At 58.1% G+C, this 19,577-nt stretch carries 20 protein-coding genes; 10 read left to right on the top strand and 10 right to left on the bottom strand.

Annotated elements, in window-relative coordinates; translation table 11 throughout:
- The first annotated feature begins 1 nt into the window (after nucleotide 1).
- The 4 genes from pcaC (at nucleotide 2) to ACTF58_RS04300 (ending at nucleotide 2,615) form a co-directional block, all read left to right on the top strand.
- Complete coding sequence (pcaC, locus tag ACTF58_RS04315; protein ID WP_438990731.1) at nucleotides 2–382, top strand: 4-carboxymuconolactone decarboxylase; 381 nt, start codon at nucleotides 2–4, stop codon at nucleotides 380–382.
- Nucleotides 379–1,104 (top strand): protocatechuate 3,4-dioxygenase subunit beta, encoded by a 726-nt coding sequence (pcaH, locus tag ACTF58_RS04310; protein ID WP_438990730.1) that lies wholly within the window; start codon nucleotides 379–381, stop codon nucleotides 1,102–1,104. Before pcaC ends, pcaH begins: the two co-directional genes overlap by 4 nt.
- A 67-nt stretch (nucleotides 1,105–1,171) precedes the next feature.
- Nucleotides 1,172–1,774, top strand: coding sequence for a protocatechuate 3,4-dioxygenase subunit alpha (gene pcaG, locus ACTF58_RS04305; RefSeq protein ID WP_438990729.1), 603 nt, complete (start codon nucleotides 1,172–1,174; stop codon nucleotides 1,772–1,774).
- A 10-nt stretch (nucleotides 1,775–1,784) separates the two neighbouring features.
- On the top strand, nucleotides 1,785–2,615 hold the full coding sequence (locus tag ACTF58_RS04300; RefSeq protein WP_438990728.1) for a 3-keto-5-aminohexanoate cleavage protein: 831 nt from the start codon (nucleotides 1,785–1,787) through the stop codon (nucleotides 2,613–2,615).
- Here the strand turns inward: ACTF58_RS04300 and ACTF58_RS04295 are convergent.
- From ACTF58_RS04295 to ACTF58_RS04280, 4 genes are read right to left on the bottom strand one after another with little or no spacing between them, the layout of a single operon-like run.
- Entirely contained in the window at nucleotides 2,601–3,221 is a 621-nt protein-coding gene (locus tag ACTF58_RS04295; protein ID WP_438990727.1) for a DUF1045 domain-containing protein, read from the bottom strand. The genes ACTF58_RS04300 and ACTF58_RS04295 overlap by 15 nt on opposite strands.
- Nucleotides 3,221–4,015 carry a metal ABC transporter permease gene (locus tag ACTF58_RS04290; RefSeq protein ID WP_438990726.1) on the bottom strand — a complete coding sequence of 265 codons (795 nt, stop codon included), beginning with the start codon at nucleotides 4,013–4,015 and terminating at the stop codon, nucleotides 3,221–3,223. The genes ACTF58_RS04295 and ACTF58_RS04290 overlap by 1 nt, the downstream gene beginning before the upstream one ends.
- Nucleotides 4,015–4,782, bottom strand: coding sequence for a metal ABC transporter ATP-binding protein (locus ACTF58_RS04285; RefSeq protein ID WP_438990725.1), 768 nt, complete (start codon nucleotides 4,780–4,782; stop codon nucleotides 4,015–4,017). The genes ACTF58_RS04290 and ACTF58_RS04285 overlap by 1 nt, the downstream gene beginning before the upstream one ends.
- Nucleotides 4,779–5,276: a Fur family transcriptional regulator gene (locus tag ACTF58_RS04280; RefSeq protein WP_438990724.1), complete on the bottom strand. Its 498-nt coding sequence runs from the start codon at nucleotides 5,274–5,276 to the stop codon at nucleotides 4,779–4,781. Before ACTF58_RS04280 ends, ACTF58_RS04285 begins: the two co-directional genes overlap by 4 nt.
- Before the next feature lie 67 nt (nucleotides 5,277–5,343).
- Here ACTF58_RS04280 and ACTF58_RS04275 point away from each other — a divergent pair, with 67 nt between their 5' ends.
- Nucleotides 5,344–6,363: a zinc ABC transporter substrate-binding protein gene (locus ACTF58_RS04275; RefSeq protein WP_438990723.1), complete on the top strand. Its 1,020-nt coding sequence runs from the start codon at nucleotides 5,344–5,346 to the stop codon at nucleotides 6,361–6,363.
- Between the two features lie 88 nt (nucleotides 6,364–6,451).
- On the opposite strand, the gene trhO is transcribed toward ACTF58_RS04275, so the two are convergent.
- Nucleotides 6,452–7,378 (bottom strand): oxygen-dependent tRNA uridine(34) hydroxylase TrhO, encoded by a 927-nt coding sequence (gene trhO / locus ACTF58_RS04270; RefSeq protein ID WP_438990722.1) that lies wholly within the window; start codon nucleotides 7,376–7,378, stop codon nucleotides 6,452–6,454.
- A gap of 109 nt (nucleotides 7,379–7,487) precedes the next feature.
- Between trhO and pncA the strand changes: the two genes are divergently transcribed.
- The 3 genes from pncA (at nucleotide 7,488) to pncB (ending at nucleotide 11,787) form a co-directional block, all read left to right on the top strand.
- Nucleotides 7,488–8,096 carry a bifunctional nicotinamidase/pyrazinamidase gene (gene pncA / locus ACTF58_RS04265; protein WP_438990721.1) on the top strand — a complete coding sequence of 203 codons (609 nt, stop codon included), beginning with the start codon at nucleotides 7,488–7,490 and terminating at the stop codon, nucleotides 8,094–8,096.
- Between the two features lie 104 nt (nucleotides 8,097–8,200).
- Nucleotides 8,201–10,417: an ATP-binding protein gene (locus tag ACTF58_RS04260; RefSeq protein ID WP_438990720.1), complete on the top strand. Its 2,217-nt coding sequence runs from the start codon at nucleotides 8,201–8,203 to the stop codon at nucleotides 10,415–10,417.
- A gap of 77 nt (nucleotides 10,418–10,494) precedes the next feature.
- On the top strand, nucleotides 10,495–11,787 hold the full coding sequence (gene pncB / locus ACTF58_RS04255) for a nicotinate phosphoribosyltransferase (protein WP_438990719.1): 1,293 nt from the start codon (nucleotides 10,495–10,497) through the stop codon (nucleotides 11,785–11,787).
- Here pncB and ACTF58_RS04250 read toward each other — a convergent pair.
- From ACTF58_RS04250 to ACTF58_RS04230, 5 genes are all read right to left on the bottom strand, one after another.
- Nucleotides 11,784–12,941, bottom strand: a complete 1,158-nt coding sequence (locus ACTF58_RS04250) for a Fic family protein (protein ID WP_438990718.1) — start codon at nucleotides 12,939–12,941, stop codon at nucleotides 11,784–11,786. The genes pncB and ACTF58_RS04250 overlap by 4 nt on opposite strands.
- Before the next feature lie 145 nt (nucleotides 12,942–13,086).
- Nucleotides 13,087–13,512, bottom strand: a complete 426-nt coding sequence (gene arfB / locus ACTF58_RS04245) for an alternative ribosome rescue aminoacyl-tRNA hydrolase ArfB (protein WP_438990717.1) — start codon at nucleotides 13,510–13,512, stop codon at nucleotides 13,087–13,089.
- A gap of 298 nt (nucleotides 13,513–13,810) precedes the next feature.
- Nucleotides 13,811–14,443: a queuosine precursor transporter gene (locus ACTF58_RS04240; protein ID WP_438990716.1), complete on the bottom strand. Its 633-nt coding sequence runs from the start codon at nucleotides 14,441–14,443 to the stop codon at nucleotides 13,811–13,813.
- Nucleotides 14,444–14,768: 325 nt separating this feature from the next.
- A complete protein-coding gene (gene mepA / locus ACTF58_RS04235) occupies nucleotides 14,769–15,566 on the bottom strand; it encodes a penicillin-insensitive murein endopeptidase (protein WP_438990754.1) in 798 nt (265 codons plus the stop codon).
- A 107-nt stretch (nucleotides 15,567–15,673) separates the two neighbouring features.
- Nucleotides 15,674–17,083 carry an MFS transporter gene (locus ACTF58_RS04230; protein ID WP_438990715.1) on the bottom strand — a complete coding sequence of 470 codons (1,410 nt, stop codon included), beginning with the start codon at nucleotides 17,081–17,083 and terminating at the stop codon, nucleotides 15,674–15,676.
- A 106-nt stretch (nucleotides 17,084–17,189) separates the two neighbouring features.
- On the opposite strand from ACTF58_RS04230, the gene ACTF58_RS04225 reads away from it, so the two are divergent.
- Nucleotides 17,190–17,468 (top strand): YggT family protein, encoded by a 279-nt coding sequence (locus ACTF58_RS04225; RefSeq protein WP_438990714.1) that lies wholly within the window; start codon nucleotides 17,190–17,192, stop codon nucleotides 17,466–17,468.
- 68 nt (nucleotides 17,469–17,536) lie between these two features.
- The gene (gene recQ, locus ACTF58_RS04220) at nucleotides 17,537–19,576 is read left to right on the top strand and encodes a DNA helicase RecQ (protein ID WP_438990713.1); all 2,040 of its coding nucleotides are present in this window, start codon (nucleotides 17,537–17,539) and stop codon (nucleotides 19,574–19,576) included.
- The last annotated feature ends 1 nt before the right edge of the window (nucleotide 19,577 follow it).

Genomic DNA, 19,577 nt, shown 5'->3' with positions numbered 1-19,577 from the left:
TATGAGTGAGCGTTACAATAAGGGCATGGAGGTGCGCCGTCATATCCTCGGCGAGGCCCATGTCGCCCGTGCCGAAGCCGCCAAAACAGCGTTTGATGAGCCTTTCCAAGAGCTGATCACAGAGACCGCTTGGGGCAATGTCTGGGCCTCTGATGGCATACCTGATCGCGAGCGTTCCATGCTGACCCTTGCGCTTCTCGCCGCCTTGGGCAACTTTGATGAAATTCCGATGCACATCCGCGCCACAGCGCGCACGGGTGCCAGCAAGACAGACGTTCTTGAAGTCTTCCAACACGTCGCGCTCTATGCAGGCGTCCCACGCGCCAACCACGCGCTAAAACTGGCCAAAGAGACCTATGCCGAAATGGAGGCAGACAGATGAAACCAGCCGAGTTCTACCAGCGTGACCGCAACTGGCATCCGCCCGCCCTCGCGCCGGCTTACAAAACATCAATCGCCCGTTCGCCGCGCTATTCGCTGATCTCGCTGGAAAATACCCCAAGCGAAATCACAGGTCCGCGCTTTGGCCACAATGATATCGACCCGCACGATAACGACCTTCTGATGAACTACGCTAAAGCAGGCGAAAGCCCCATCGGCGAGCGCATCATCGTGCATGGCCGTGTTTTAGATGAAAACGCCCGCCCCGTGCCCAACACGCTTGTCGAGGTCTGGCAAGCCAACGCAGGCGGGCGCTACCGCCACAAAAAAGATACCTATCTCGCCCCGATTGATCCAAACTTTGGCGGCTGCGGGCGCACGCTGACAGACGCTGAGGGCTATTATTACTTCCGAACAGTCAAGCCCGGCGCCTACCCTTGGCGCAACGGGATAAACGACTGGCGCCCCGCGCATATCCATGTCTCCGTCTTCGGCTCAGGCTTTGCCCAGCGCCTCATCACCCAGCTCTATTTTGAAGGCGACCCGCTCATCGCGCGCTGCCCGATTGTCCAGACGATTGCTGATTCAGCCGCGATAGACCAGCTCACCGCCAAGCTCGACATGAACGCAACCATTCCACTTGATACCATTGCCTACCGCTTTGATATCGTCCTGCGCGGCCGCCGTTCGACGCTCTTTGAAAACAAGCTGGAGGGGAATTGAGCATGAGCATTTTCAGCAAAAGTGGGAACCGGTTTTGCGGTTCGAAAATGCGAAAAGGAATCTGAGCATGAGCAATACGCCCAAATACCTCAAAGAAACCCCCTCCCAAACCGCTGGGCCCTATGTCCACATCGGCCTCGCGCCGGGGGCGGCTGGCTTTGATATCTACGGTGAAGAGCTGGGCCATGACATCGCTGGCCCCAAGGCTTCGGGAGAGCGTATCCGCGTCGAGGGCGTGGTGATCGACGGCACAGGCGCGCCTGTGAAAGATGTGCTGCTTGAAGCATGGCAAGCCAATGCGGCAGGCATCTATGCCCACCCAGAAAGCGCGGGTGAGGTCGAAGACGGCTTTCGCGGCTGGGGCCGTGTCATCACAGATTTTGCCACAGGCGAATGGGGCTTTGACACCATAAAGCCGGGCGCAACCCTTGGCCGCAACGGCCAGATGCAAGCCCCCCATATCAACCTCTGGATCGTCGCGCGCGGCATAAACGTGGGCCTCAATACGCGGCTCTATTTTGACGATGAGGACAACAGCGCCGATCCCGTCCTGAACTCAATCGAATGGGAACACCGCCGCGCCACCCTTGTGGCCACACGCTCAGAAAACACCTATCGCTTCGACATCCGCCTCCAAGGCGAAGACGAAACCGTATTCTTCGACATTTAAGGCACCTCTCATGACCAAACCCTGCATTCTCTGCTGCGCCATCACAGGCTCGGTTCCGACCAAAGCCAACAACCCCGCCGTGCCCACCACAATCGCAGAGCAAGTCGAAAGCTCCCTCGCCGCCATTGAAGCGGGCGCAAGCATCATCCACGCCCATGTGCGCAACGATGACGAAACGCCAAGCTCGGATCCCGAGAAGTTCGCCCGCCTGCAAGAAGAGCTGCGCAAACACGCCCCCGAAGCGATCCTTCAGTTCTCCACGGGGGGTCGCTCTGGCGCAGGCCATGAGCGCGGCGGAATGCTGTCTTTGCGCCCCGATATGGCCTCGCTCTCGGTGGGGTCCAACAACTTCCCGACACGGGTCTATGAGAACAGCCCCGATCTTGTCGCGTGGCTCGCCTCAGAGATGGTCAAATACGAAATCACGCCAGAGATTGAGGCCTTTGACCTCTCTCACATCCTCCAAGCGATCCGCCTTCACGCCGAAGGCACGCTCTTTGGCAAGCTCTATGTGCAATTCGTCATGGGCGTCAAAAACGCCATGCCCGCCGACAAAGAGGTCTTTGATTTTTATGTTCAGATGATGAAATCCCGCGCGCCCGAGGCCGAATGGTGCGCAGCAGGCATCGGGCCTAATCAGGTTGTGGTCAACGAATGGGCCATCGCTGCAGGCGGGCATACCCGTGCGGGGCTTGAAGACAATATGCGCCTTGATCGCGACACCCTCGCCCCCTCCAACGCCGCGCTGATCGCGCGCGCGGCCGCGCTGTGTGAAAAATACGAGCGCCGCGTCGCAACGGCGGCAGAGGCCCGCAAAATGCTCGGCCTACGCCCCGCTTAAAGGAAACCTCTGGATCATGTGAAACTGCCCAGCCGCGTCCTCGCCGCAAAGGCAGATCGAGCCGATCCTATGCGCCACGCTCAAATCAGGCAGCGCCGCGTCAAGCTCGGCGCGCACGCTTGCACGCTCCGCCTGTGCCACTGGCCCCGTCAGGGTCAGATGATAGCGAAAGTCTTCAAGCACATAGGGATAACCCCAACGCTTGAGGTTCTTAAGCTTCTGCGCGCTCATACTGGGCCGCAATTTGCGCTCATACTCCGCCGCAGTCATGGGCGCGCGAAACGCCTCAAGCTCCAGCACAGAAGCCCCCGCCAAACGGGTGAGCGGCTCTGAGTGGCTCTGTGGCACAAGCGCAAAAAAGCTGCCCAGCCGCGCCAGCTCAAGCGTGACCCCAACAGGCGAAAGCCCCGCCGCCAGCGCCTTGAGCGCACCTGCAAGCGCGCCCTCGCTCTGGCCCTCGGCCAGCGCAAACGGCGCCTTCAATGTCGCGTGAAAGCCATAGCGCGCAGGCCGCTCCACAAGCGCACGCCCGCTCCCGAGCCATGCCGCCCCAAAGGCCCCAAGCGCCCCCTCAGGGCAGTCATAAATCGCATAGCGCTTATACATCAGCGCCCTCGCAGCTTCGCCACAACCATTGACAGCCCAAAAGCAATCGCCGCCGCACAGACAATGCTCGGCCCCGCAGGCGTATCAAACCAAAGCGCGCCGCGCAGCCCCGCCACAGCCGCCAGCGCCCCAAAGCCAAGCGACAGCGCAATCATCGCCTCGGGTGTGCGCACGTGCGGGCGCGCAGATGCGGCAGGAATAATCAGAAGCGCCGTGATCAGCAAAGCGCCCACAGCCTTGATCCCGACCGCCACAACAAGCGCCAGCGCCACAATCAGCCCCATCTCTTCAAGCTTCGTATTATAGCCGCTCGTCTCTGCCAGATCGGGCGAAAGAACCCAAGTCACAAGCGCCTGCCAGCGCCAGACAAGCCAAAGCGCAACAACGCCAGCAACGCTCCATATCAGCGCCAGATCCGCGCGCGACACGGTGAGCACATCGCCAAAAAGATAGGCCTCCACATTGATCACCCGCGCCTGCGAACTCATCGCAACAGCCACAAGCCCGAAAGCCAGCGCCGAATGCGCAATCACGCCAAGGGCCGAATCTGCCGACTGGCTCCGCCGCGTCAGCGTGATAAACAAAACAGCAACCAAGAGCGCCGCCAGCAAAACCCCGATAAAAATAGAAACAGCAAAGCCAAGTGACAGCGCAACGCCAAGAATAGCCGCATGGGCCATCGCATCGCCGAAATACGCCATCCGCCGCCAGACAACAAACGGCCCAAGCGCCCCCGCCGCCAAAGAAACACCAAGGCCCGCAAGCCCCGCGCGCACCAAAAAGTCATTGAGCATCAGTGAGCACCCTCGTGGTCATCGGCGTGGTCATGGGTATGGTCATGGCCACAGGTTTCATCATGCACATGGTCATGCTCATGGCGATAGAGCGCCAGCGCGCCCTGTGTGCCCGTCCCAAAGAGGCGGCGATATTCGGGCGCATTGCGCACAATTTCAGGCGTGCCTTCGCAGCAGATATGACCATTGAGACAAATCACCCGATCAGACGCGCTCATCACAACGTGCAGCTCGTGACTGACCATCAAAACAGCACAGCCCATCTCGGCGCGCAGCTCCTCAATCAGACGGTAAAAGTCGGCTTGCCCGGGTTGGTCCAGCCCTTGCGTCGGCTCGTCCAGCATCAGGACGTCAGGCTCCACAATCAGCGCCCGCGCCAGCAAAACCCGCTGCATCTGACCGCCCGAAAGCCCGCCAAGACTGCGCGTCTTAAGCGCCGCAATGCCGACCCGCGCCAAAGCGCGCTCCGCCGCCGCCTCACTGACGCGCCGTGGCACATTGAGAAAGCGGCGCACTGTCATCGGCAAGCTCGCCTCAAGCGCAAGCTTCTGTGGCACATATCCGATCGTCAAACCCGCCGCATGGCTGATCTCGCCGCCATCAGGCTTCAAAACCCCCGCCAACATCCGCAGCAAAGTCGACTTGCCCGAGCCGTTCGGCCCCACGATGGTTACAATCTCGCCGCGCTTGATCGCAATGTTCACACCCTGCAATACAGTGTCGCCGCCAAAGCTCTTGCTCAGCCCGCGCGCCTCGATCAAGCTCATGCGCCTGCCTCCGGAATACATTTGGGGCACAGCCCTTCCGCCTCGATCACCATAGACTCGATCTGAAATCCAGCTTCGCCCGCGCTTTTGCCAAACGGCCCTTGGCTCTCTGTTTCGGCCACAAGCCCGCAGTCGCGGCAGATCATAAACGCCGCGTCATGCGCGCGCCCCGGGTGGGCACAGGCCACATAAGCGTTGAGCTTTTCGATACGGTGGACAAGCCCCTGCTCGACCCAAAATCCAAGCGCGCGATAGGCGACAGGCGGCTTGGAGCCAAGCCCCTCCGCCGCCAGCCGCGCCAACACATCATATGCGCCCAGCGCTTCATGCGCCTCAAGCAATATCTCCAAGACCCGCCTGCGCAAAGGCGTCAGCTGGAGCTTGCGCGCAGCGCAGAGCGCCTCGGCGGCCGTCATTGAGGCCGCCCGACAGCGGGAATGATCATGCGCGCCAAAGCCTGTCACAGAAGCGCTCCTCGCTTTTTTCGAATTCATATCTTGACTCATACTGTTATGTTATAACATATCGCCATTAACGTCCACCCAAGTTTTCGGAGTCCCTATGCTAAAATACCTGATCACCACAACCGCCCTCTTCGCAAGCCCGCTCGCGGCAGAGCCTTTGCGCGTTGTGGCAGATATCCCGCCAGTGCACAGCCTCGCCGCCCAAGTTATGGGAGATTTGGGCGCACCTGAGTTGCTCACAAACGCAGGTTCCAACCCACACAACCACGCTCTGCGCCCTTCCGAGGCCACACGCCTGCAAAACGCCGATCTTCTCATCTGGGTTGGCCCGCTCATGTCGCCATGGCTCGGCGACGCCAAAACAGAAATGGCCCCGAATGCCGCCAGCATCTCCCTGATGGAAACCGAAGGCACCCTGCTTTTAGACAAACGCGGCGCGCATGACCACGACCATGATCACGGCCACGATCATGGCGAAGACACCCATAAGGAAGCCAAAGACAGCCATGATCACGACCATAAAGACCACGATGATCACACAGGTCATGACGACCACGACAACCATGATGATCACGCCGGCCACGATGATCATGCAGAAGCGACAGTGAACAAAGACGCTCACGCATGGCTCAGCCCCGATAACGCCGTTGTCTGGCTAAAGGTCATAGCAGAGCAACTCGCCAAGCTTGATCCTGACAATGCCGCGACCTACCGTGCCAATGCCACAAGCGCCGCCGAGGCTCTGACCCTGCAAATGGCCAGCGCAGACGCCCGCCTCGCCCCCCTTGCCAACAGGGAGTTCCTCACAGCCCATGACGCCTACCAGTATTTTCAGGCCCGCTTTGGCCTCACGTCCCATGCGGCAATCTCGGACGCAGATGATCAAGATGCAGGACCCGCGCATTTGCGCGGACTGCTAAAGGAGTCGCCCGAGCTGGCCTGCTTTGTGGTCGAGCCAAACACCCCCAAAGCCAGCATCACACTGGTGAGCGAAACGCTCAACATCCCCGCAGTTGAAATCGACGCCCTCGGCGCGGCTCTACCCCTTGGTGCGGGCCACTACGCGGCTCTGATGGAGCATCTCACAGCAGGCTTTGAAACCTGCCTCAAGCCCTAAGCGGCGCCCCCTCAGATCAAGGTGCGTCCGACCCCGAACTAAGGCGTCGGGCGCGCCCAACTGACGGCCTATATGGACCGATCAGCCCTCAGCCCAGCGGTTCAACAGGCACATCAACCTTGATGTGCTGCTCGCCGCGCTCTGCCGCAAGGCGGATCTGCTTCTGACGCTCGCGAAAGCGCATCTTGTCGTCGTCTGTGGTCTCGTCAATGCAGTGGTGGCAAGACACCCCCTGCTCCCAGTCGGCCCGCGCCTTATCTTCTGGCAAAACAGGGCGGCGGCACGCATGGCAAAGCTCGTGTGGCCCCTCGCGCAAGCCGTGGCCCACCGAGACACGCCCGTCAAAAACAAAGCACTCGCCGTTCCATGTGCTCTGCTCTTCAGGCACTTTTTCGAGATATTTCAGAATACCCCCCTTCAGGTGATACACATCCTCAATCCCCTGCCCGAGCAGGTAGTTCGTCGATTTCTCACAGCGGATACCGCCGGTGCAAAACATCGCGATCCGCTTGTTGTGAAAGCGCTCTTTGTTCTCTTCCCACCAAGCTGGAAAGTCGCGAAAGCTCGCTGTCATAGGGTCAACCGCGCCCTCAAACGTGCCAATCGCAACTTCATAGTCGTTGCGCGTGTCAATCACCGCGACATCTTCTGACAGGATCAGCGCGTTCCAGTCCTCTGGCTCCACGTAGTTGCCCACATGGGCGCGCGGGTCCACATCGGGCTGGCCCATCGTGACAATCTCTTTCTTGAGCTTCACTTTCATACGCGCGAACGGCTGGCTCGCCGCCGTGCTTTCCTTCCACTCCAGCGTGGCACAGCCGGGCAGCGCACGGATATAGCCAAGCACAGTATCAAGCCCCGCGCGGTGGCCCGCAATCGTGCCGTTGATCCCCTCACGTGCAATCAGCAAAGAGCCGGAAATGCCGTTCGCGCGGCAGACGTCCTGAAGCGGTGCCTGCATCGCAGCGGGGTCTTCAAACGGGGTGAAATGATAGAGGGCTGCAAGTATAAACATAGGCTTCGCTTCATGTGGATTCGCAATTTCAACACAGGGTTTACTCTTGAGTTCGCCCTTTTGCACCCCTACCCATTGTCGCAGAACACATTTTGCCAAGGAGTTCGCCATGCCCGCCGCCAAAGACACTGCCCTCCTCGTGATCGACGTTCAGAACGACTTCTGCCCTGGCGGCGCGCTCGCCGTAGCCGGAGGCGACCAGATCGTTGCAGGCATCAACGCGCTCATGGACGACCACAGCTCTGTCATCCTGACCCAAGACTGGCACCCCTCGGGGCACTCCTCATTTGCCGCCTCGCACGCAGGCAAAGCCCCCTTTGATCTGACAGAAATGCCCTATGGCCCCCAAGTCCTCTGGCCCGACCATTGCGTGATCGGCTCCCAAGGCGCAGCCTTTCATCCCGACCTGCGCACAGATGCGGCGCAAATGATCGTGCGCAAAGGCTTCCGCGCGCCGATCGACAGCTATTCCGCCTTCTTTGAAAACGACAGAAGCACAGCCACAGGGCTGCACGGCTACTTGCAAGAGCGCGGCATCCGCTCGCTCGTGCTCACAGGTCTCGCCACAGACTTCTGCGTCGCCTACTCCGCTCTTGATGCTGCCCGCCTTGGCTATGCGGTCGAGCTGCGCGAAAGCCTCTGCCGCGCGATTGATCTTGACGGATCGCTCGCAGCCGCCAAATCGCAAATGCGTGAAGCAGGCGTTATTATCAGCTAAATACTGTTAAAAACGCCTGTAAATATTGGGGTTTTGTTACCTGTTCATTAAGCTGAAAAAGGCTAAGTCTTCCCGCAGGTGCGCGTGGAAGGATACAAGCGGCAATGCCAGCAGACAGTCTGGAATTTGAACAAAAACTCGCGGAGTTCGAACAGCGCAACAGCCCCGAGGGCTTGCTCTTGCGCTATGCGCTGCGGCGCCCCGCTTATTTTTGGTTTCGCCAGATATTTATGATCTGCGGATCGCTCGTGCTCTTTCTGACCGGTCACTTTCTCATTGGGGGCGTTGTCTACCTGATCCTCCTTGCAGGAGAGCTTGTCGACACGCTTTTCCTCAAGACGGTTCCGGGGCAGCTTCAACGCGGCGTGCCCTACAAACGCCTTCACCATCTCGCCACCGCAACCGCCAGTTTTCAATCGCTCACAAGCGTTGCGCTCGCCTTTTTCCCTGTCTGGCTCGAAGGCTCCCCCGAGACGCTGGCCTTCTGTTTCGCCTTCATCGCAGGCGGCGGGATCAACTCAAGCTATCTGTTGTGCTTCCACAAAACAGCAACCTATATCAGATTGGCAACCCTCCTTGCCTCTGGAATAGCCACCATAATCTACGGCGCCGCCTTTGGCACACTCGGCCTTCAAGAGCAGATATACGCCGTCTTCGCCCTCAGCATGACAATCTTCCTTGTCTTCACCTTTTTGCAATACTCCCAAAGCGGCTTTGAGCACCGGACAAACAGCGACAGGCGGATGCTGGAACAAAGCCTCGAACTGGCCGCCATCAACAAAACCCTGCATGATCAACAAAGCGAGGTCCGCCGCCTTGCGCTCGTAGCCCGATACGCCAATGATTCCGTAATTGTTGCAGACCCCAAAGGTCATATCCTCTGGGTCAACGAAGCCTTTACACGGATCACAGGCTACAGCAGCGAAGAGGCCATCGGCCAAAAAACAGGCACCCTGCTTGACGGCCCGGAGACCGCCTTCACCACGACCGCCGCAATCGAAAGCGCCATCGCCACAGGCACACCGCTGCGCACCGAGCTGCTCAATTACCGCAAAGACGGAACCAAAATCTGGGTCGAAACCAATCAGGTCCCGATTTACAACGAGGCAGGTCAGGTCGAAATGATCATTGCCATCGAGCGCGATGTCACCGCCGACAAATACCACATGGAAGAGCTGGCCGTCGCCAAGCGCGCTGCCGAAGACGGCGAGCGCGCCAAAACCCAGTTCCTCGCCACCATGAGCCACGAAATCCGCACGCCCATGAATGGCATCATCGGCATGGCCGATCTGCTGCACGACGAGAGCCTCAGCAAAGAACAGAAAGGCTATGTCGAAACGATCCGCTACTCCGCCGAAGCCTTGATGCGGATCATCAATGACATTCTTGATTTCTCCAAGCTCGACGCAGGCAAATCCGTCATCAATCCAGTTGACTTCGACTTGCTCGGCTGTGTCGAAAGCGCCCTCTCGATCCTGCGCCCCAAAGCGATTGAAAAGGATATTTTCGTCAAGCTCAACTGCCTCACCCCCATTCCCCCGCTCTTGCGCGGAGATGACGGGCGCATTCGCCAGATCGTGATCAATGTGGTCGGCAATGCTATCAAATTTACCCAACATGGCGGCGTCACCATTGATCTCTCCTGCTATCCAAGCAGCGAAGGCAATCTTGTCACTCTTGAAGTCAACGACACAGGAATCGGGATCGCCGAAGACAGGGTCGAGCAAATTTTTGACCAGTTCAGTCAGGCCGATGGAGACATCACCCGCCAATACGGCGGCACAGGCCTTGGCCTGACCATCTCGCGCATCCTCGCGCATGAAATGGGCGGCGATATCGCGCTCCGCTCGACCCTTGGCACAGGCTCGACCTTCACAATCACCCTCGAGCTTGACCATACGCTCGACGCCCTCGAAGTCGCTGCCGAAGCCGCCCTTGAGGCACTTCCAAGCGTCAAACTACCCGGCATCAAAGCGCTGGTGGCCGAGGACAACCTCACCAACCAGCTGCTGATCAAAAAATACCTAAAAGACACAGAGATGGACGTGGTCTATGCGCGCAATGGCCGTGAAGCCGTGCGCCTCACTCTGCGCCACCAGCCCCATGTCATCTTCATGGATATGTCCATGCCCGAAATGGACGGGATCAGCGCAACCCGCAAAATCCGCGCCGAAAAATCCCTGCCCCAGCCCAAAATCGTCGCCCTCACAGCCAATGTCTACGCCTCCGACAAAGCCGCCTGCCTCTCGGCAGGCATGGATGGCTTCCTCTCCAAGCCGCTCAAGCGCTCTGATCTCATGGGCTGGCTCGGCCAGATCTGACCCGCGCGTTTGAGGGCTTGAACCCGCCCGCCCGGCACCCCATGGTGGCTGCAACATTTTGCAAGGGGGCCGCACCCATGGACATCGCCACACGCGTCTGGAATCACAAATGGAAGATCGACCCGATCGTCCGCTCGCTGATCGACAATGACTTTTACAAACTGCTGATGTGCCAGTCGGTCTTTCGCAACAAACCCGACGCCAAAGTGCGCTTTTCTCTCATCAACCGCGACAAAACCGTGCCCCTCGCCAAGCTCATCGACGAGGGCGAGCTGCGCGAACAGCTCGACCATATCCGCTCCCTCTCCCTCACCCGCGGTGAAAGCACATATCTGCGCGGCAATACCTTCTATGGCAAGCGCCAGATGTTCCGCCCCGACTTCATGGAATGGTTCGAAAACCTGCGCCTCCCGCCCTACCACCTCGAGCGTGTGGGCGACCAATACGAACTCACGTTTGAGGGCAGCTGGCCCGAAGTCATGCTCTGGGAAATTCCCGCGCTCGCCGTCCTGATGGAGCTGCGCTCCCGCGCCGTCCTCGGCCAGATGGGCAAATTCGAGCTGCAAGTCCTCTACGCCCGCGCCACAACCAAACTCTGGGAAAAGATCGAGCGCCTGCGCTCAGCCCCCGGCCTCAAACTCGCCGATTTCGGAACCCGCCGCCGCCACTCCTACCTCTGGCAAGACTGGTGCGTGCAAGCCATGCTCGAAGGCCTCGGCCCCGATGCCTTCATCGGCACCTCCAATGTCCACATCGCCATGCGCCGCGATATCGAAGCCATAGGCACAAACGCCCACGAGCTGCCCATGGTCTACTCCGCCTTGGCGCAAACGGACGAAGCCCTCGCCCGCGCGCCCTATGACGTGCTCTCGGACTGGCACGAGGAACACGACGGCAACCTGCGCATCATCCTGCCCGACACCTACGGAACCAAAGGCTTCCTCGAGCGCGCGCCCGACTGGCTCGCTGGCTGGACAGGCATCAGGATCGACTCTGGCGACCCTGCAACAGCCGCCGAAACAGCGATCAACTGGTGGCAAGAGCGCAATGAGGACCCGACCAAAAAACTGGTCATCTTCTCCGATGGCTTGGACGTCGACAAAATCCTCGAACTCCACGCGCAATTCTCAGGCCGCGTCCGCCCCTCCTTCGGCTGGGGCACCCTCATGACAAACGACTTCCGCGGCCTCACGAGCGGCGACGCCCTCGCGCCCTTCTCCATGGTCTGCAAAGCCGTCTCCGCCAACGGCTCCCCCACAGTCAAACTCTCCGACAACCCCCGCAAAGCCATGGGCCCAGCGGAAGAAATCGAACGCTATAAACGGGTGTTCGGAGTCGGGGATCAGGATGAAATGGAGGTTGTGGTTTAGTTTTCGTTGTTCAGTATCTGTAACAACGACGAATAGGCATACAGTCCAGGTGCTCTTCCTGAGGGCGCAATTATTGTCTGAATCAATCCTTCTTTAACAAGCTTTGGCGTGAAATTACGGAGAGTAGACTTGGGCCCCTCAGCAACTTCGACGAAGTGGTTGTTCCAAAAAACTGGATAGTTAAAAACGTAGTCAACAGCTGAGTGAAAATATTGAGACTTTAAGACCTCTCTAAATCTCTCACGTGTTTTCTCATAATGAACTTGTATTTGACCGACCGTATCTATGTTATTCGCAGCTTGGACCGACAGGCCTGTCAAAAAGAACGCACACCAGCTTGACCAATCGTTAGAAGCCGATATCTCTCTTAACCTTGCGATGTATTCATCCTTGTTCCGCTCGAAAAAGTCACTCACAAAAAAATGAGGCGCGCTCAACACCTTACATTCCCAAAGCAATAGCGGAATCAGCATTCGACCAACTCGTCCATTCCCATCTTCAAAAGGATGGAGAGCCTCAAATTCCGCATGCGCAATAGCCGTCCGGATCAAAGTATGCTGAGGGTCGTGTCTAACGAAGTTTATAAGCTCACTCATTCCATCGGGAAGATCGTTAGGTGATATCGGAATGAAATCTACTCGCCGCTGAGCTTTGTCTCCAACGTAATTTTGCTCCTCTTTGTATTGTCCCGGCCGCTGCTTTGCTCCGCGTCCAGCACTAAGAAGAGTATGGTGAGCGTTTTTGATTAAGACTTCCGATATCGGATGCCCATTGCGCATTTCTGTTTCGGCTTGCCTTAACGCACGAGCATACAATGCAACTTCCATTGTTTCGTTGCGCACAGCGCCTTCTTGTCTCTTTGCATTTTCGCTTGCTTCCAGTCTCAAAACTTCTTCCAGAGTTGAGATTGTGCCTTCCATTCTAGAAGAAACAACAGCATCGCGCTGTCGAAGCGGAGCCAAAAGCAGCTCAGAATTTTGGAGGTACTTAAGCTTTTCGTCGTAGCGCGTCAGTTGCTGCAATGCCTCCGTAAGAGGTTCAAACACAGCATTGACGTCGATTGGAAGGGGTGGGAAGCCCCCATAGTGGTATCGAACTGCCTTGGAGCAGTCATATGTTGTGTTGTTGATAACAAGTGTCTGAGCTGTAGCCATAACAAAGTTTGTATCACATTGCCTGCCAAGAACAAGGCTTGTTGCGAGAAAACTGGCGAAACAGAGAAACAAGGGGTTTTGCTGCACCCGACTTAGCGACTAAAGAGTTTGTTGCGAGCTTAATGAAGCCCCAAAGCCACAAAGCTCACTCCTCCCCACTCACCTTCCCGCGCATCGCCTTCACATCGCCGCGCACTTTCTTCGCTTTGAGCCGCCGTTTCTGGCTGCCGTAGGTCGGCTTGGTCGCGATCCGTCGTTTGGGTTTCACCAGAGCCGCCCGCACAAGTTCAATCAGCCGCTCCCGCGCGATTTCCCTATTCCGCGCCTGCGAGCGGGTGTCTTCGACCTGAAGCACAATCGCGCCTTCCTTGGTCCAGCGGCGGCCCGCGAGTTTCCTCAGCCGTGTCTTCACGGGCGCGGGCAGGTTCGGCGAGCGCTCCGCCTCAAAGCGCAGCTCAACAGCGGTGGAAACTTTATTTACATTTTGTCCGCCGGGGCCGCTTGAGCGCACAAAAACCTCGGAAATTTCCCAATCCGCGATCTCTATCTCATCTGAAATGGTTAACGGCATTTTTCTCTTCAGGCGGTGCACGGGGGGTGCACGGGTTGTGCACGCTTTTCACCCCCCTGTTTTTCAAAATTGAGTCGAAAGGTAAAAGGGCCGCTCGATCCTGTCGAACGGCCCCCGAGATTTTAGGAGGTGGGCTGGTTAGGGCGCACCAATCCGTGGTTTGTCGAACCTAGGGGCTGCCCTAAATCCGCGCCTCCCGAACTGTCCCAAGACCATTCTCCGGTTTCCCATTAGACACTAGAGCACCTCCTTTCAGTTGTTTTAAGATGCGCTCAGAGTGGCACAGGGAGCGCATATGTCAAACAAAATGTTGTGTATTTTTTGTGACGCGCCCCACGATGATGCGGAACGGGATCAAGGCCAGCAAGGCGAGCGAAAGCTTGACGCCCCAGTCCGCCACAGCAAGCGAAACCCAGAGCGGCACAGCCGGCCCGACGCCCAGAAGCGGCAGAACCTCGCCCGCCCAAGACACATCATTTGACGGTTCGATAAATGTGAGTGCGCCCGAGAAAGCGATTGTAAAGAAAATTGCGCTGTCCAGACTTGCGCCCAAAAGCGTCGAAACAAGCGGCGCGCGCCACCATTTCCCGCTTCTTAACGCATCGAACGCCGCCACATCCAGAAGCTGCGCCAGCAAGAAGGCCGCGCCCGATCCGATGGCGATCCGAAGCGTCACAAGCGGGCCGTATTCGCCCATGATCTGGGTGCCGACCAAAGAGCAGAAAACACCAAAAACAAACCCGATAACAACAACTTGCCGCGCCGCCTTGGGGCCATAAACGCGGTTCATAATATCAGTCACAAGAAAGGCCAGCGGGTAGGTAAACGCCCCCCACGTGAGCCATTGACCAAAGAGAAATTGGACCAGAATATTGGAGGCAACCACAATGGCCGCCATGGCGATAACGCCAGGAAGATACGTGCGTGTCATGTGCATTTCCGTTTTCACAAGGTTGCGGAGACTTGGCCTGACCCATTCAGACGCGCCCTCCTAACGCCCTAAACCCCTTATTTCAAGGGCTTATTTAAGCGATAGCGGACAGGTTCGCTGGCCATCAACCTCACGACAATGGCCGCAAGCCCTTCAGAAGCGTTGGCGTGGCGGCCCAGCGGCGCTCCGTTAACGTCTTGTAAAGTGACCGGGGTTATCTTGCCTTAAGACAGCACATAGAGGTGCCCCCTATCTGTCAAAACGTGTCGTAGTCCACCGGAGACATCATAGCCCGAAAGCCCGCCAACCGCGGCAATCATCGCGCCTAGCGCGACTGCAAAACACCGACGCATTGATTGGGCAAATCAGCCAGAGTGTATTCGCGCCGCGGCTTGGCGTTCGGGTCGGGGGGCGGCGGATTGAGAATATTATCAACCCATGTCTGCGCATCTGCGCAGCCGTCTCCAGCCGGTGGGCCCGCTTGGTTGACACAGCCGCGCATTCCCTTCGGGCAGTTCAGGCGCACATGGAAATGATAGTGATGCCCCCACCACGGGCGCACTTTGCGCAGCCAGCTTTTGTCGCCTTTTTCCGCATTGCACATTTGCACTTTTGCGCCCGGAAACACAAAAATACGCGAGACGCGCGGATCTTTTGCCGCCGCCTTCATAATCTCCATATGTTGCTGTGTGTAATTGTCATTGGTGTAGGCTCCATTTGCGCGGCGCAGCGAAATCGAGGAAATATTCTCCCGTTCACTTGCGCTCAGGTTGAGCCGTTTTGGCGCAAGCATCCAGATATCCGCGTCTAACCCGTTCTGGTGGCTTCGGTGCCCAGAGAGCATCGGCCCTCCGCGCGGCTGGCTCAGATCGCCCACATAGAGGCCCTTCCAACCCGGCTGGGTCGCGGCAAAGCCCGAAAGTTTCTGAACAAAATCAATCAGTTCAGGATGCCCCCAGTTGCGATTGCGCGACAGGCGCATCGCCTGCCATGTCGGCCCTGTCTCGGCGAGTTCCACACCCCCCGCAAGACAGCCCTTGGCATATCCTCCATAGGCCGCTGAGGATTGCTGTGAGCCGTCTTGCGCCACGCCAAAAAGCTGCTTGGCAAGTTTTCCGCTCATGCTCGCAGGGATCACAGAGGCGCTTTTTGTGCTGATTGTTTCAGACTTGCCCCCGCCACAGCCCGCCAACAGAGCCACCAAACACACAACAAATAACTGTTTCACTTTTAGCTCCTGTCTCCTTCGGGCTTAACCCATCGTAACAAAACCAGCCCAATTAGAAAGAGCACAATCACAGGCGAAACCCCGAGGCGCGCGCTTCCGCTCACTGCGGTCGCCAGCCCGATCAGTGTCGGCGCAAGAAAGGCCGTCGCGCGCCCCGTGAGGCCATAGAGCCCAAAACTCTCGGTCGGCGCTTCAGGCTTGGAATGACGCACCATGAGCGTGCGCGAAGCGGCCTGCAATGTGCCGCCAAGCCCGCCAATAAACACACCACAGATCAGAAACACAATGTCAGGCAGGCTGGAGCCGTCTACCAGCGGCATACCAAAAATCATTTCGCGCGACATCGAAACAACCGTGATACAAACGCCGATCAAAAGCCAGATCGCTATGATAATCACAGGCTTAGGCCCAAAGCGGCTGTCAAACTTGCCGCCAAGCCAGCTGAACAGCGCCGCCGAAATCGCACCAATCACACCAAACACCCCGATCTGGGTGATCTGCCAGTTCAGGACCAGCGCCGCATAGACGCCTCCAAAACTATAAAGGCCGTTCAGCGCGTCCCGATAAAACATCGACGCACCAAGATAGGCCGTCAGTGATTTATTGTGCCGCAGCCCCCGTATCGAGCGCATCAGCGAAGCAAGGGCCGCAGACACACTCGCCCGCGCCCTGCCCACAACAGGTTCGTCCCGCACCCAAAGGAAATAAGGGATCATGAAAACAGCAAACCAAACCGCCGTAAACGGCCCGACAAATCGGGTTCCCTCACGTGCCGAAGCATCAAAGCCAAAAGCCGGATCAAGCCCGATCAAGGTTTTGCCGTCGCCCTGCTCGACAAACAACAAGAGCATAATCGCCAGAGAAATAACGCCACCAAGGTATCCAAAAGCAAAACCAGAGCCGGAGATTTTGCCCGTGCCCTCCTCCGCGCTCAAGGAGGGAAGCTGCGAATTGATAAAGATCAGCGCCCATTCAGCTCCGACAAAGCCGATCCCGAAAAAGACCAGTCCAAGCCAGAGGTTTGACCCGTCGGGCAGCATATACCAAAGCCCCAAGGCCCCCGTGACATAGAGCATGGAGAAAGCAAAAATCCACGGGATACGCCGCCCTGTGCTGTCCGCCAAAGCGCCCAGAAAGGGCGCGCCCAGCCCGATAAACAGCCCGACAAACCCAAGGCCAAAAGACCAAAGGCTCTGCGCTTGCGCGTCGGCCGCCTGCTCGCTCAAACCCGTTCCAAGGAAGTGTTGCGCCGCAACCGTGGCAAAATACGGCCCAAAGATAAATGTCACCAGAAGCGTATGATAAGGTTGGCTGGCCCAGTCAAAAAAGTACCAGCCCCAGATCCGCTTTCGCGTCGAAATCGACTTTGCCATTGCTCTGAAGCCCCCGCCATTCTTTGCCTGATAAGACATGGATTGCGCCCATGGCGCAAGGTTCGCGTTCACGGTGCCACCTGTCACTTGTGCTTTGCATCACAAAAACCTAGGTATAGCCTGCATATCCAGAAAGGCGCGGCACATGGCTCCATTTATTCAAACATTCGGCCTGATCCTTGATGTGGCCTTCACGCTACTGCTTGTCCACGTGATCATGAGCTGGCTCATCAATTTTCAAGTGCTCAATCTCGGGCAGCCGCTGGTGGCCCAAATCTGGCAGGGCCTGAACCGCTTGTTTGAGCCTGTATTCCGCCCTGTTCGCAATATTTTGCCCAACACACATCCGCTTGATCTGGCGCCCCTCGCTGTCTTCATTATCATCATCGCCTTACGCGACTATTTCCTGCCCTCACTCTACTGAGCTTGCCTTGCCAGCCCCGCGCCGCTGTGGGACACAGGGGCAAAGAGCAGCAAGAGATACAGAGATAAATGGCTTCGGCAAATGCGCTTCTAAAGTCCGTCTTCGGCTTTGACGCCTTCCGCCCCGGGCAGGAAGAAATCGTGCGCGCCGTGGCCAGCGGCGAAAGCGTGCTCGCCATCATGCCAACAGGCGGTGGCAAGTCGCTTTGCTACCAGCTCCCCGCGCTTATGGGCGAAGGCCTGACCCTTGTGATCTCTCCTCTCATCGCCCTCATGCGCGATCAGGTTTCAGCCCTTCAGCAAGCAGGGGTTGCCGCTGGCGCGCTCACATCCGCCGCCAGCGAAGACGAGAACAACGCCGTAATAGACGCCGCCCGCGCAGGCGAGCTGAGCCTGCTTTATCTCGCGCCAGAGCGGCTGTCTTCCACTGTGACGCGCAATATCCTGCGCGATGCAGGTGTTGCGCGCATCGCGGTTGATGAGGCCCATTGCGTCAGCCAATGGGGCCATGACTTCCGCCCAGATTATCTGCGCATCGGCGAGCTTCAGCGCTATCTAAACGTGCCCCTCGCCGCCTTCACCGCCACAGCAGACAACGAGACCCAAGACGAGATCATCACCCGCCTCTTCGCAGGCACAGAGCCGCGTCGCTTCTTGCACGGGTTTGACAGGCCAAACATCAGCCTCGCCTTCGCCCCCAAGGACAAGCCGCGCCAGCAGATATTGAGCTATGCCGCCGCGCGCCGCGGCCAATGCGGGATTGTCTATTGCGCCACCCGCGCCAAAACAGAAGCCTTGGCCGCCGCCCTGCGCGATGAGGGCCACAATGCCTGCCATTATCACGGCGCCATGGACCCAGACGAGCGCCGCCGCGTCGAGCACCGCTTCAACACAGAAGATGCACTGATTGTGGTGGCCACCATTGCTTTCGGGATGGGCGTCGACAAGCCAGACATCCGCTGGGTTGCCCACGCCGACCTCCCAAAATCTGTCGAGGGCTACTACCAAGAAATCGGCCGTGCAGGCCGCGACGGTGCTCGCGCCGAAACACTCACACTCTATGGCCCCGAAGATATCCGCCTCAGGCGCGCCCAGATTGACGAAAGCCTCGCCCCCGTCGACAGGCAAGAGGCCGATCATGGCCGCCTCAACGCGCTTCTTGGCTTGGCCGAGGCGACAAGCTGTCGCCGCCAGCTGCTCCTGTCTTATTTTGACGAAGCGTCAGAGCCCTGCAACAATTGCGACCTCTGCGACAAACCGCCTGAGACATTTGACGCCACCGAGGCTGCGCGCATGGCGCTTTCCGCGATCTTGCGGAGCGAAGAGCGTTTTGGCGCGGGCCAGATTATCGACATTCTCCTCGGCAAGCTCACAGACAAGGTGCGCCAGTTTGGACATGATGGCCTCCCGACATTCGGCGTCGGAACAGCCTACCGCCCCGCACAATGGCAAGCGGTTTTGCGCCAACTCATGGGCCATGATCTCATTCGCCCAGATGCCCGCGCCCATGGCGCTCTCAAAATCACGCGCAAGGCCCACCCACTCCTAAAAGGCGAAACAACCCTCACACTGCGCAAAGATCTTGTCAGCACAGCGACAAGCGGCCCCAAAATCAAAACGCTGGTGTCAGAAGAAGACGCGCCGCTCTTTTCTGCTCTCAAAGCCAAACGCCGCGCTCTTGCCGAGGCGGCAAATCTGCCCGCATATATTGTCTTCAACGACAAAACGCTCATCGAGATGGTGAAAAATAAACCTCAGTCGCTTGATGAGTTCGCCATGATCGCGGGGGTCGGTCAGAAGAAGCTTGAGAAATACGGGCGTGATTTTTTGTCTGTGCTGGCGGAGGATACGCCCAAAGCCTCCCCAGCGCGCCGCAAGCTGGCGGGCAAGCCCGCAGGCAGCCTGTTTGATCAGCTCGTTGAGGCCCAAAATGCGCTCCAGCGCGGCAGCTGCGGGACACAAAAACCACTCAGCCTGACAAATTCCCAGCTCGCAAAGGTTGCACAAATGCGCCCACAGTCCCTAGATGCACTAGAGCGGCTGATCGGCGACAAACGCGCCGAACGATTTGGAGCGGCCTTTATTGACCTGATACATGGGGGTGTATGAC

The sequence above is a fragment of the Lentibacter sp. genome, from assembly GCF_965657785.1.
Classification (GTDB): Bacteria; Pseudomonadota; Alphaproteobacteria; order Rhodobacterales; family Rhodobacteraceae; genus Lentibacter.
Note: the sequence above shows the minus strand (reverse complement) of the source record. Positions and strands in the feature narration are given on the sequence as shown.

Bases quoted from the DNA above. Each gene is read 5' to 3' on its own strand.
- pcaC (WP_438990731.1), top strand. From the start codon at position 2: ATGAGTGAGCGTTACAATAAGGGCATGGAGGTGCGCCGTCATATCCTC.
- pcaH (WP_438990730.1), top strand. From the start codon at position 379: ATGAAACCAGCCGAGTTCTACCAGCGTGACCGCAACTGGCATCCGCCC.
- pcaG (WP_438990729.1), top strand. From the start codon at position 1,172: ATGAGCAATACGCCCAAATACCTCAAAGAAACCCCCTCCCAAACCGCT.
- ACTF58_RS04300 (WP_438990728.1), top strand. From the start codon at position 1,785: ATGACCAAACCCTGCATTCTCTGCTGCGCCATCACAGGCTCGGTTCCG.
- ACTF58_RS04295 (WP_438990727.1), bottom strand. From the start codon at position 3,221: ATGTATAAGCGCTATGCGATTTATGACTGCCCTGAGGGGGCGCTTGGG.
- ACTF58_RS04290 (WP_438990726.1), bottom strand. From the start codon at position 4,015: ATGCTCAATGACTTTTTGGTGCGCGCGGGGCTTGCGGGCCTTGGTGTT.
- ACTF58_RS04285 (WP_438990725.1), bottom strand. From the start codon at position 4,782: ATGAGCTTGATCGAGGCGCGCGGGCTGAGCAAGAGCTTTGGCGGCGAC.
- ACTF58_RS04280 (WP_438990724.1), bottom strand. From the start codon at position 5,276: ATGAATTCGAAAAAAGCGAGGAGCGCTTCTGTGACAGGCTTTGGCGCG.
- ACTF58_RS04275 (WP_438990723.1), top strand. From the start codon at position 5,344: ATGCTAAAATACCTGATCACCACAACCGCCCTCTTCGCAAGCCCGCTC.
- trhO (WP_438990722.1), bottom strand. From the start codon at position 7,378: ATGTTTATACTTGCAGCCCTCTATCATTTCACCCCGTTTGAAGACCCC.
- pncA (WP_438990721.1), top strand. From the start codon at position 7,488: ATGCCCGCCGCCAAAGACACTGCCCTCCTCGTGATCGACGTTCAGAAC.
- ACTF58_RS04260 (WP_438990720.1), top strand. From the start codon at position 8,201: ATGCCAGCAGACAGTCTGGAATTTGAACAAAAACTCGCGGAGTTCGAA.
- pncB (WP_438990719.1), top strand. From the start codon at position 10,495: ATGGACATCGCCACACGCGTCTGGAATCACAAATGGAAGATCGACCCG.
- ACTF58_RS04250 (WP_438990718.1), bottom strand. From the start codon at position 12,941: ATGGCTACAGCTCAGACACTTGTTATCAACAACACAACATATGACTGC.
- arfB (WP_438990717.1), bottom strand. From the start codon at position 13,512: ATGCCGTTAACCATTTCAGATGAGATAGAGATCGCGGATTGGGAAATT.
- ACTF58_RS04240 (WP_438990716.1), bottom strand. From the start codon at position 14,443: ATGACACGCACGTATCTTCCTGGCGTTATCGCCATGGCGGCCATTGTG.
- mepA (WP_438990754.1), bottom strand. From the start codon at position 15,566: ATGAGCGGAAAACTTGCCAAGCAGCTTTTTGGCGTGGCGCAAGACGGC.
- ACTF58_RS04230 (WP_438990715.1), bottom strand. From the start codon at position 17,083: ATGTCTTATCAGGCAAAGAATGGCGGGGGCTTCAGAGCAATGGCAAAG.
- ACTF58_RS04225 (WP_438990714.1), top strand. From the start codon at position 17,190: ATGGCTCCATTTATTCAAACATTCGGCCTGATCCTTGATGTGGCCTTC.
- recQ (WP_438990713.1), top strand. From the start codon at position 17,537: ATGGCTTCGGCAAATGCGCTTCTAAAGTCCGTCTTCGGCTTTGACGCC.